The organism is Ectobacillus sp. JY-23 (assembly GCF_023022965.1).
Lineage (GTDB): Bacteria > Bacillota > Bacilli > Bacillales > Bacillaceae_G > Ectobacillus.
In genome coordinates this window covers 3,215,902-3,227,279 of record NZ_CP095462.1, presented here as the reverse complement: position 1 = coordinate 3,227,279, position 11,378 = coordinate 3,215,902, and the positions used below count along the sequence as shown (strand labels likewise).

12 protein-coding genes and 1 pseudogene are annotated in these 11,378 nt (G+C 38.4%); 5 read left to right on the top strand and 8 right to left on the bottom strand.

The window, feature by feature from the left end; genetic code table 11:
• The first annotated feature begins 447 nt into the window (after nt 1-447).
• Nucleotides 448-1,089, top strand: coding sequence for a glycosyltransferase (locus tag MUG87_RS16355; RefSeq protein WP_247083531.1), 642 nt, complete (start codon nt 448-450; stop codon nt 1,087-1,089).
• A gap of 191 nt (nt 1,090-1,280) precedes the next feature.
• Here the strand turns inward: MUG87_RS16355 and MUG87_RS16350 are convergent.
• The 7 genes and pseudogenes from MUG87_RS16350 to MUG87_RS16320 all read right to left on the bottom strand — a co-directional run.
• A pseudogene (locus tag MUG87_RS16350) lies at nt 1,281-1,952 on the bottom strand (SpoVR family protein); the annotation flags it as partial.
• Nucleotides 1,953-2,284: 332 nt separating this feature from the next.
• On the bottom strand, nt 2,285-3,232 hold the full coding sequence (locus tag MUG87_RS16340) for a hypothetical protein (protein ID WP_247083529.1): 948 nt from the start codon (nt 3,230-3,232) through the stop codon (nt 2,285-2,287).
• On the bottom strand, nt 3,204-3,353 hold the full coding sequence (locus tag MUG87_RS19730) for a WXG100 family type VII secretion target (RefSeq protein ID WP_368042544.1): 150 nt from the start codon (nt 3,351-3,353) through the stop codon (nt 3,204-3,206). Before MUG87_RS19730 ends, MUG87_RS16340 begins: the two co-directional genes overlap by 29 nt.
• 54 nt (nt 3,354-3,407) lie before the next feature.
• The gene (locus MUG87_RS16335; RefSeq protein WP_247083528.1) at nt 3,408-3,584 is read right to left on the bottom strand and encodes a hypothetical protein; all 177 of its coding nucleotides are present in this window, start codon (nt 3,582-3,584) and stop codon (nt 3,408-3,410) included.
• Nucleotides 3,585-3,604: 20 nt separating this feature from the next.
• The gene (locus tag MUG87_RS16330; protein ID WP_247083527.1) at nt 3,605-5,020 is read right to left on the bottom strand and encodes a SpoVR family protein; all 1,416 of its coding nucleotides are present in this window, start codon (nt 5,018-5,020) and stop codon (nt 3,605-3,607) included.
• A 169-nt stretch (nt 5,021-5,189) separates the two neighbouring features.
• Nucleotides 5,190-6,611, bottom strand: coding sequence for a PH domain-containing protein (locus tag MUG87_RS16325; RefSeq protein WP_247083526.1), 1,422 nt, complete (start codon nt 6,609-6,611; stop codon nt 5,190-5,192).
• Nucleotides 6,604-7,083: a PH domain-containing protein gene (locus MUG87_RS16320; RefSeq protein WP_247083525.1), complete on the bottom strand. Its 480-nt coding sequence runs from the start codon at nt 7,081-7,083 to the stop codon at nt 6,604-6,606. Before MUG87_RS16320 ends, MUG87_RS16325 begins: the two co-directional genes overlap by 8 nt.
• Nucleotides 7,084-7,246: 163 nt before the next feature.
• Here MUG87_RS16320 and MUG87_RS16315 point away from each other — a divergent pair, with 163 nt between their 5' ends.
• Together MUG87_RS16315 and MUG87_RS16310 are read left to right on the top strand one after the other, a co-directional pair.
• Nucleotides 7,247-7,501 carry a YhdB family protein gene (locus MUG87_RS16315; protein WP_247087742.1) on the top strand — a complete coding sequence of 85 codons (255 nt, stop codon included), beginning with the start codon at nt 7,247-7,249 and terminating at the stop codon, nt 7,499-7,501.
• Between the two features lie 90 nt (nt 7,502-7,591).
• Nucleotides 7,592-8,515 carry an LCP family protein gene (locus MUG87_RS16310; RefSeq protein WP_247083523.1) on the top strand — a complete coding sequence of 308 codons (924 nt, stop codon included), beginning with the start codon at nt 7,592-7,594 and terminating at the stop codon, nt 8,513-8,515.
• 27 nt (nt 8,516-8,542) lie between these two features.
• On the opposite strand, the gene MUG87_RS16305 is transcribed toward MUG87_RS16310, so the two are convergent.
• The gene (locus MUG87_RS16305; protein ID WP_247083521.1) at nt 8,543-10,267 is read right to left on the bottom strand and encodes a phospho-sugar mutase; all 1,725 of its coding nucleotides are present in this window, start codon (nt 10,265-10,267) and stop codon (nt 8,543-8,545) included.
• Nucleotides 10,268-10,534: 267 nt separating this feature from the next.
• Between MUG87_RS16305 and MUG87_RS16300 the strand changes: the two genes are divergently transcribed.
• A complete protein-coding gene (locus MUG87_RS16300; RefSeq protein WP_247083519.1) occupies nt 10,535-10,966 on the top strand; it encodes a disulfide oxidoreductase in 432 nt (143 codons plus the stop codon).
• Nucleotides 10,963-11,376: a thioredoxin family protein gene (locus MUG87_RS16295; protein WP_247083516.1), complete on the top strand. Its 414-nt coding sequence runs from the start codon at nt 10,963-10,965 to the stop codon at nt 11,374-11,376. Before MUG87_RS16300 ends, MUG87_RS16295 begins: the two co-directional genes overlap by 4 nt.
• The last annotated feature ends 2 nt before the right edge of the window (nt 11,377-11,378 follow it).

Genomic DNA, 11,378 nt, shown 5'->3' with positions numbered 1-11,378 from the left:
ATCCAAAAAGGCTCCACTAGTCGTGGAGCCTTTTGCGTGGAGCTAAAATACTATAATAAATATGTTAGTTAATATAGCGAGATGTAAGTAATCAATGCAAAAATAAGTTCATTGATTACACACACAAATTTCATATTATGAATACTTTGATCCAATTATGTATCACGACAACAATTGCATTTCTCTTCAATTATTAGTTGTTATCAGACAAATCCAATTCAAATTGTGGTTTTTATTCCACCATTCGAGCTTTGCTTTTATTCTATAGTGAATTAAAAACTTTTCAACTCAAAACATACAAGAAGCTAGTTACGTACTATTGATACATTATGGTACTCGAGAATTAAGTTAATATTAATGAACATTAGAAAGTAACATTTAGAGAATAAACAAATCCCATATACAAATAATAAGAGCGATATTTGTTTAATTTGAAAGGAGCCATTTATGAAGAAACTATTATTAATAGGGATTATTTTGTTATTTCCACTAAACGTGCTGGCCGGGTCAATTAGTGCCTTCGCTGAAACACAAGAGCATTCTATTAGCCAATCTGAGGTAAGATTCAAAAATGAATTCAGGAGACTTTGGATTGATCATGTATTATGGACAAGTAATTATATTACAAGTGCAACAGCAGAAGCAGAAGACCAAAAGCAGGTGTTAACAAGGCTACTGAAAAATCAAGAGGATATTGGTAATGCTATAAAACCTGTATACGGGGAGAACGCTGGAAACAAACTGACCAATTTGCTTAAGGAACACATTGTTATTGCCGGCAAGATTGTAGATGCGGCTAAAACAGGAAAGAAACCCTTGGTGAATCAGCTAAGCAAAGAGTGGTATAGAAATGCTGATGATATAGCGGCGTTCCTTAGCGGTACCAATCCTTACTTGAAAAATGAAAATCTAAAAAAATTGCTGTATATGCATCTAAAGTTGGTAACAAATGACCTATCTGCAAGCTTAGCAAAAGATTGGAAGGCAAGAATTATTGCGATTGATGAAGGGGTCTCACATATAATCTTAATGGCAGATACTATCTCTGCAGGAGTTGTGAAGCAGTTTCCGGAGAAGTTCAATAAATAATCTTAAGCATCTCAAGTAGAACGCTGGATACCCTTCAAAATTTTGTATATTCATATATATAAGATTTACATAAGTTATCAATATGAAAAGTTAGTCATACAAACTACTCTCTCAAAGAAAGTATTTTATAAAACAATCCATATATGCGTTACACGATAGTTAAAGTTCCTAACAAAAAAGCTGCTGAATCCTCAGCAGCTATACAAATACTTCCGATGCGACATCTTCCCGTCAAACGTAAACAGCACCGATTTATTCTCAATCACTGTCTCCATATGCACCGTACGCCCCCACAGCTGCTGCATATACGGAATGACCTTCTCCAAATACTTCACGTCAAGCTCAATTCCCTCAAACCAATGCTTTAAATACAGCTCGCCGTTTTTCAAATAATCGCCGTCATTGACAGTGATGTATGGAAAGCCGCCATTTACAAGCATGCTTACGAGCTGATCGCGCACTTTTTCCCATGATTTATCCACAATTTTATAATCCTTACCCTGTTTTTGGAACAGATACACATCCTCACGCATAACAAGGTCTTTGTTCAGCAAAAAGGAGATATCCGAGTCAATTTCACGCGCTTCAAACATCCGTTCACGTCCTGAACCTGGCTGGACAACACCTGCGTTGAGTTTAGCAAATTCAATTGCTTCATCGGATGTCAAATCCATTTCACGGATAATGCGCTGATGTCAGTAGCTCGCCCCATCTTCGTTCCGCAAAGGTGCTTTTTCTAAACCTTCTTACCTATATCATAACGCTAGCCCTGTTGATAAATGTTATTTCATTCCTGAGTATGGGTCAGATACACTCTCACCGTATTCCTCTATGGCATCCATTATCATTTTACGAACCTCAGGTTGTATAGACTTATCCAATTCTTGTTTAACCATTTTGTAATTCTCTTCAAGTCCTAAATAGCCAATTATTGAAAGGATGACATCTACTAAATCAGCAGAACTTGTATTCCAATTTTGAAAAATCCATTTCTCAATTCTGTTCTTAGTTACTTCATCTAAAATTTTGTAAGTATGCCATTGCTTATCAGCTAATTCCAATAAAACCTCAGAAATTCCCATTGCATCTTGTTGTTCTTCCTTCTCTATGTAATCTAAGAAAGAGTTAAAGAGCTCTTTTAATTCCTCTGCCGATACCTTATCAGGCAATTGACTCAACTTATCTAACATAGCAATCACTCCATGTTTATTGATATATGTGTTAAATTATTTGGTTTTCTATAAAACTGTCCATCCGCACCTAATAACTTTCTGCCTATTTTTATTTGTCCAGTCCACCCATTACCTGAGTTAGAATCTGGAAACTTAGCCGCTGCTTCTAAATCTATTGAATGTCCTTTCACTTCTAACTTTGACTCACTAATTTCAATTTTATATTTAAATCCTTCTGCTATTGTATCAGATGGAATGAAACTGTTTTTAACCCCTTCAGGTATCATTGTTTTTAAATCATTGATATGAATTTCACCATTTTTTATCATATTCGTGAGAGTTTCTTTCACCTCATCAGCATTCATGCTAAAAACAAAATGATTCTCTGTCGCTTGGTTCCCAATATTTATGGACTCATTATGACTTATTCCTTCATCATTTGCATCATGTTGAGTCCATAAATCTGTATCCTTTGCTTCACTTTGAAGATAGGAACCTCCCTTATAGGCGGGTTGCATACAATTATTGTTGATTTCGGGTAACGAAAGTGGAAATTTTTCTGCCATACTTATTCCATTCTGGATCATACCTGCACCTTTTGTTCCAATCAATGCCGTTCCCAAAGTAGTTAAATCATATGTAACCCATGCAGAACGGCTTTCTAGATCCCCATATATAACATCCCGTATGTATGAATCAGATAAAACATTCCATACTGCTTTTAACTTTTCGACAGAATAATCCGCCATATTCTCAAGCGTTCCTATTGGATCTTCAACGGTATCATGTAAAGTTTGGTTTGCATTATTCCATGTTCCCAAAGGATTTTCTAGAAAATCCTTTGCCTCGTGAAGTTCACTTTTTATCCCTTCAATAGCGTCTCCTACTACTTTTCCAGAACCTTTCCAGATACCGTCCCATATCTTTTCGAGCGAATTATACTCACCAAATGCTTTTTCCATCTGCTTCACGAAATTTCTTGGCAATTTGCCTCAATTCCCATTCTACTTCATTTAAGTTTTTAACACAGTCATGCATTATTCGCTTTGCTTGAAAGAAGTCCGAAAAGAACGCTTGTTGTGTTGTCCCCATCCATGCTGTCTGTAAATGAAAAATAGAGGTTTGCAATCTATTCGTAATTGCTTGCTATTCATTCTTTGCTTTTACAATCATGTCCGCAGTTGCCTCTACCCGCTTTGGTGTAATTTGAATACGCACTCGTTTCTCCCCTTTTTCGTATCCATTATTTGTATGTACACAACTTGTATTGTACAGTAGTTTTATATCACTTTTGTATAAAAACCCCAAAACAAAAGCTGCCAAGTCCCCTTGGCAGCCCCCTCCTACAAATACTTCCGATGCGACATCTTCCCATCAAACGTAAACAGCACCGACTTATTCTCAATCGTCGTCTCCATATGCACCGTACGCCCCCACAGCTGCTGCACATACGGAATGACCTTCTCCAAATACTTCACATCCAGTTCAATCCCCTCAAACCAATGCTTCAAATACAGCTCGCCATTTTTCAAATAATCGCCGTCATTCACAGTAATGTATGGAAATCCGCCGTTTACACGCATGCTCACGAGCTGATCGCGCACATGCTCCCACGACTTATCAACGATTTTATAATCCTTACCTTGCTTCTGGAAGAGATACATATCTTCACGCATGACAAGGTCTTTGTTGAGGTAGTTGCGCAGAAATGAAATGTCAGATTCAATCTCCCTGGCCTCAAACATCCGTTCACGTCCTGAACCTGGTTTGACTCCATCCTTCTTCATTTTCTCGCTTGGGTTGTTGTAGCGTTCTTCGATATCCTCAAAGATTTTCAATCCCAAATAGTACGGATTGATACTTGTTTTCGATGGCTGAACAACACCTGCGTTTAACTTTGCGAATTCGACTGCTTCATCTGAGGTTAAATCCATTTCGCGGATAATGCGCTGATGCCAGTAGCTCGCCCAGCCTTCGTTCATGATTTTTGTCTCCAGCTGCGGCCAGAAATACAGCATTTCCTCACGCATCATTGTGAGAATATCACGCTGCCAGTCCTCCAAGTCTCGTGCATATTGTTCAATAAAGAGCAAGATATCCTTTTCAGGCTGCGGTGGGAATTTCTTTTTTCGTTTTACTTTCGGTTCATCTCTCTTTTTATTGCGCTGATCTAAGTCCCATAAATCGTCATATGGGCTTGAGGATTTTGTTTCTTCCTCTTCTTCAAGCTCTTCAAGAGTCCAAGCAAGCTTAGAACGCATGAGTGACGGATCGATGTGCTCTTGGATCGCAAGCACTGCGTCTAAAAATTTTTCCACTTCCTGCTTGCCGTGTTCATGCTCATAATGCTTGACGCGGTCGGCTGTTGCTGCCATACTCTCAACCATATCGCGCTTTGTGTTACTAAAACGCACATTATTTTTAAAGAAATCACAGTGCGCTAACACGTGTGCGACGATAAGTTTGTTTTGAATGAGCGAGTTTGTTTCCAATAAAAAGGCGTAGCACGGATTTGAATTAATTACAAGTTCGTAAATTTTACTTAATCCTAAATCATAATGCAGCTTCATTTTATGAAATTGCTTACCAAAGCTCCAATGTGAAAAGCGTGTTGGCATGCCGTAGGCGCCGAATGTATAAATAATATCGGCAGGGCAAATTTCATAGCGCATAGGATAAAAGTCCAAGCCAAACCCTTCTGCAATTTCTGTAATTTCATCAATTGCATATTCCAGTGCTTTATAATCTTCCGCTTTCACACCATTCCCCCCTTTTCTCCGTTACTTCAATGTATGAAGCAAACGAGCATTTCATGAGAAAGAGGGTTCATGACTGATTAATTTGTTGTTTTATCTAGGAATTCAGCCACTTTTCGGTTATTCTCACTATTATTTCGGTCAAACAAAAAAGGTCCGCTTAGCGGAACCGTCATCCGTTTTTCATATAAGAGAATACAGTAGGTTCTTTTTTATACGAATACCATTTACGTACAGATGTACCTGTACTTTCATCTACATCCACTAATGAAAAAGTATTGTAAGCAGCACCTGCTTTTACATATACCTTTATGGTGCATAAGCTAGTTGGTTCTTGTACCATTGTTTTTTGAACAGTGAGCGATTGAATACGATGTCGCTTTATTATAACAGTCGTACGTCCGAGGAAACGAGTACGAAATATAATTTGCTGATTAGTTATCATCCAGCCTGCATCTTTATATCTTCTATAACCGAGCCAAAGTCCAAGTAAGTAGAGAACAGGTAGTATATACTTTATAAATGTAAGAAAATAGGCGGTAATAGATAGTAGTAAAACGGGAAGTATCGTACGAAATATGTACCGTCTACGTGCTCGTTGCGGAAGGCGCTGCAATGCAGTTTGTATCTCAAAATCAGGTAAGAAATGCTTGAATAAGAAAGGTAGCTCCTTTATTTTTACAAGCGGAAAGCTGACGATTTTACTGTCCTCTCCCTCATCTGCACCAGCGCTGATTAAACGAACCGAAGCAAATCCAAAGCATTGTCTTATAATATTCTCTTCAATTTTTACCGCTTGTATGCGCCCAAGCGGAAGTATCATCTTCTGCTTGTGGAATAGACCTCGAGTTATAATGAGGTTTTCATCTTGTCTAATCAGTCGGAAATCATAATATTTTTGATATACAATTAGAATACCAATAATCCACATAATAAACACAGAAAACAGTAAAAATCCTACATAAAATAACGGTTGATGTGTATATAAGTCAGATAATTTGAGCGGAATGATGATATAATCACCAAATTCTGTATACAAACCAGCAACAGCTGAAAGAACAATACCTACCGTACCTGAAGTGATAGCATACAGTAACAGATGTGTTGGTGATAAAGTACGCATATAGGAAGACAACTCTTCCTCTGTTGCATGTGAGTGTACCGTAAAAATGCTTCGTAAGTGATTGGCCTCTTCTTTCGAAATCGCTTTTAAAACAAGTTCAGGTCCCCCTCCTCCTGCGGTCTCTATTTGCAGCTGCACGAGTCCAAACCATCTATGCAATATGTTTTCTTGTTCGTTTGTCGATTGAATTCGCTCAATCGGAATAGAGCGTTTACTGCGAAACAGTAAACCATGTTCAATAATGAGACTTGTCCTATCTAACGTATACGTGAAGGTTTTCCAGCTTATGAAGGAAGAAATTGCAATTCCTACTAAAAACAAGCCGATTAGTACCATTGTATTCACAAACGTTGAAAAGGGAAAAGATTTGCTGAAGTTTACTAAAACAATTGTACATAACGGAAATAAACTCCATGTGTACTTACATATGGTAAATGCAATTGCAATAGGATGTAACTTTTTTTTATACATCTTCTGTCGCCACCCTTGCTAGCGCCGATAGTTGATTGCGAAGACGTTCTGCCTCTTCCACCGCTACGGCCGGAATTTCGTGCGTAGTTGCAGCCGTTGTAATTTCTACAGCAGCCAGTCCGTACTTACGTAAAAAAGGCCCTTGGCGTACATCTACATGCTGAACGCGAATCATTGGCACTAATGTTTTTTTTGTTATGAACACACCATGTTGCAAATCAATCTCTTGCGTTTGAATCGCATAACGCCATCGTTGCCAACGTAGCCTTGGAAAGATAAAGACTGTGAATAATATATGTATAAATAAGGTAATCACAAGTCCTATATGTAGCATTGTCATATCGCGAAACAAAGGAAATATAAGAAAAACAGCGCCATATATGGTAACTATTACAACATTTATCACAATGGCGGTTAAACGCCATACTTGAACAGCACGCTCATCTATGTAATGCTCTAGCCTTGACTGCAAAGAAAACACCTCAATCGTAATTTCTGTTTACTTCTATCTAAACATACTTTTTCGGCATTTTATATAACAATTTGCTAACAAATTCTTTCAGGCTTAATTTTCTCTGATTGTCACACACTAATCTCAACTCCTCAAGCAAGGAGGGCTTGTGATGAATATACAGATGACAGAGGGCTACACTGATTATGACAAAGCGCTGTACTATACGTACTGCTGCAATTGGGATCAACTACTCATTTTAATGGTACAAACCAAAGATGAAGTGTTTTCAAAACGAATAGAGCATTTTATGCACGCTTATAAGTATGCAAAAGATTTGGCCGAGGTCGATAAGCAACTGCAGCTTATGTTTCAGTATATCGACCATGCAACACAAAAGGCGTACGAAGCATATCAGCACGAACAAGTACAAATGTAAACATGTAGGGATTCGCATAGCGAATCCCTTTTTTGTATATTTTCCTTTCTACGGCTCATACTAAATGTAAATGTATTAGGATGTGATAATTTGAAGCGATTATTCATTCTCCTTATAGCGATATGTATAGTTGGTTGTCAGTCACAAGGAAACACTGGAAAACAAGAACCAATCGGTGATACTCCTGTTAAGCATGCACCTTTTTATGGCGTAAAAGATGAAAATGGCCGCATCAATATCTTAGTTCTCGGTGTCGACTCTAGGGGTGAAAAACACTCACGTTCTGATGCCATTATGGTCGCACAATACGATCCGAAGCATCAAAAAGCAAAGCTGGTGTCTATTATGAGGGATAGTTATGTTAAAATTCCTTCTTATGCGAAAGGTTATAATAAAATTAATACTGCCTATTATCTAGGTGGCCCAGAATTGCTTCGTCAAACCATTAAGGAAAATTTCGGAATTGACGTACAGCACTATGTCACGATTGATTTTGAAGGGTTTGTAAAAATTGTGGATGCTGTTGCACCTGAAGGCATTGAGGTGGATGTCCCACAGCGCCTTATTGATGATATGGGTTTGAAGCTGACACCTGGTCGTCAGCGTTTGCACGGGCGGGAACTGCTCTCTTATGCCAGATTCCGTCATGATGCAGAAAGTGATTTCGGACGTGTCCAAAGACAGCAGCAAGTTTTAAATGCCTTAAAAGATGAATTCGCTAATAAGGCAAGCTCGTTAGATGGCATGTTCAAACTACCTGGCATGGGACAAGAGTTAATGAAATATGTAGAAACTGACATGAGTACACAAACTATTTTATCAATCGGCGGAAGCATGTTACTTAATCCAATTGCCGAAGTGCAAACCATGCGTATTCCTGTACAAGCTGGCTATCAGGATAAAACCTACAAACACGCAGGTGCTGTACTGGAGCTGGATTTTGCTAAAAATAGGTCTGCATTAAAGGAGTTTATCATTGATGAGCCAAAGCCAGTAAACGAACCGACCAAATAAAAAAACAAGGCCTTGGCCTTGTTTTTTTTATAGTCGTGCATTTACTTGTTCCATGAATGATTCAGAAATGTCCGCAAGCTTTACCTCGCTGTTTTCTAGGCTTGTACCTTTCACACCGAAGTAAAACTTCACTTTCGGTTCTGTTCCAGAAGGGCGTAAGCATACCCATGAACCATCTTCCAAGAAATATTTTAATACATTTGATTTTGGCAATTGAATTTCTTCTGTATCGCCATTGATATCTGTGCTGACACTTGTTTTATAGTCCTCCGCCTTTGTAACGCGAAGTCCTGCAAACTCAACAGGCGGCTGTTGACGGAAAGAAGACAGCAGGTTTGCGATTTGCTCTGCACCGTCTTTTCCTTTTAAAGTTAAGGATTTTAAACCTTCACGGTAAAAACCATACTTCTCAAAAATTTCAAGCAATCCTTCATATAAAGTCATGCCGCGTTTTTTATAGTAGGCTGCAGCTTCAATCGCAAACAGCGTTGCTTGTACTGCATCTTTATCGCGTACAAAATCTCCGATAAGATAACCGTAGCTTTCCTCATATCCGAACTGGAATGTATACTCACCTGTTGTTTCATATTCCTTAATTTTTTCACCAATAAATTTAAATCCTGTTAACGTATCAAGAGTTTGTAAACCATAAGCGCTAGCTACAGCACGCCCAATCTCTGACGTAACAATGGTTTTTAATACAATACCGTTTGCAGGTAAGATACCTTTTGCTTTTTTCTGAGAAAGCAAGTACTCAAGTAAAATAGCCCCTGTTTGATTTCCCGTTAACACAATATACTCACCATTTGTATTCTTAACAGCTACACCTAAGCGATCTGCGTCTGGATCTGTTGCCACAAGAATATCAGCATTAATTTTGGTTCCGTATTCAATCGCTAAAGTAAAAGCCTCGTGCTCTTCCGGATTTGGTGATGTAACAGTAGAAAAATTCGGATCAGGTAATTCCTGCTCGGCCACTACAGTCACATTGGTGTAGCCAAGTGCAGCCAAAGCCTTACGTACTGGCTTGTTAGCTGTTCCATGTAATGGAGAAAATACAATTTTCAGTTCATCATCAGCAAGTTCAGGGTTAACAGAAATTGTTTTTAACATTTCTACATACTTTTCATCCATCTCTTCGCCAATCATTTTAATGAGTCCTTTTTCTTTTAAAACTTCTTCGGCTTCCACAGCAAGGTCTAATTCATTCTCAACAGCATTTACATAATCAATCACCATATCTGCTTCTTTTGGCGGCAATTGACCTCCGTCTTCACCATATACTTTATAGCCGTTGTACTCAGGCGGATTATGACTTGCTGTTACGACAATTCCTGAAAAAGCGCCAAGCGTACGTAGTGCAAAGGACAACTGCGGTGTTGGGCGGAGCTCCTCAAACACATATGTTTGAATACCGCGTGAAGCTAAAGTTTTTGCAGCTTCCATCGCAAATTCCGGAGATTTATGGCGAGAATCATACGCAATTGCTACGCCGCGACGCTTTGCCTCTTCTCCAAAAGACTCGATAAAACGTCCTAACCCTTCTGATGCTTTACGTACCGTGTATATATTCATTCGGTTGGTTCCCGGTCCAATTTCACCGCGCATACCGCCCGTACCAAATTCTAGATTTTTGTAAAAGCAATCCTCTAATTCTTTTTCATTTTCGCTGACGCGAATTAAATCTTGTTTTACATCCTCAGCTAGTTGCGGAGCGTTTGCCCAGCGTTCATAAGTTGTTTTCCAATTCACGTTTATCCTCTCCCACCTTGAAGTCTTATTGAGTCAGAATGCTATTTCCTGTGCAATAATTCGACAAGAATTATATTTAATCCTGCAAATAAAATTTGTTCTGACTGTATGTAAAGAACATTCGTGTATTATCATATCATTTTCTACGCGATGCTAGTAGTCAAGGGAAATAATTTCTATTATCAAAATTCACAGCAAATACATTTTACATAAGAAATGACTCGTACTATAATTTAGTTAGTAACAGTAGAAAAGAGGGAAACCTGCATGACGACTGAAAAAAAATTAGAGTATGCGCTGTTCACGGCTTGGGCTGCTTCTTTAACGGCAACTTTAGGGAGCTTATATTTTTCTGAGATTATGAAATATGAACCTTGTACACTATGCTGGTATCAACGCATTTTAATGTACCCGCTCATTTTACTTCTCGGCATAGCTATAATTCGCAAAGATTATAAAATTGCCGTTTATACACTGCCGCTTGCATCCATTGGTGCTTGTTTTTCCATGTATCATTATGCGTTGCAAAAAATTCCTGCTTTATCAGAAGCTGGCGCCTCTTGCGGTCGTGTTCCTTGTACGGGGGATTACATTAATTGGTTCGGTTTTGTCACGATTCCCTTCCTAGCTCTTATCGCTTTTATCATTGTTGCAGTTACCAGTGGATTTATACTAAGAAAAGGAGCTTTCAAAGCATGAAAAAAATGATTATCTTTACACTAATTCTTGTCGTTTTACTCGGTGCCATTGCATTTGTATCTACACAAGAGAAAAAATCTGACAGCAAAGCTGAGTACTATCAAAATTCTGTTTCATTAAACGAATTGGACAAGCTGGTCAAAGACAAAAAAGATTCAATTGTTTATTTTTATCAAACATCCTGCGTGCATTGCGCACGTGTCTCACCGGTAATTGTACCGATGACAAAAGACATGGGTATTGATATGAAAGTGATTGACCTTCAAAAATATCAAGCAGGTTGGGACAGCTATAAGATTACCGGAACACCAACTGTAATCCATTTCAAAGATGGGCAAGAAGTAGATCGTATTGAAGGCGAACAAGAAAAAGATACATTTAAACAGTGGTTTGAAAAAAATCGACCATAACA

Coding starts and splice junctions, on each gene's coding strand:
- MUG87_RS16300 (WP_247083519.1), top strand. CDS start 10,535: ATGACGACTGAAAAAAAATTAGAGTATGCGCTGTTCACGGCTTGGGCT.
- MUG87_RS16325 (WP_247083526.1), bottom strand. CDS start 6,611: ATGTATAAAAAAAAGTTACATCCTATTGCAATTGCATTTACCATATGT.
- MUG87_RS16315 (WP_247087742.1), top strand. CDS start 7,247: ATGACAGAGGGCTACACTGATTATGACAAAGCGCTGTACTATACGTAC.
- MUG87_RS19730 (WP_368042544.1), bottom strand. CDS start 3,353: ATGGGGACAACACAACAAGCGTTCTTTTCGGACTTCTTTCAAGCAAAG.
- MUG87_RS16355 (WP_247083531.1), top strand. CDS start 448: ATGAAGAAACTATTATTAATAGGGATTATTTTGTTATTTCCACTAAAC.
- MUG87_RS16295 (WP_247083516.1), top strand. CDS start 10,963: ATGAAAAAAATGATTATCTTTACACTAATTCTTGTCGTTTTACTCGGT.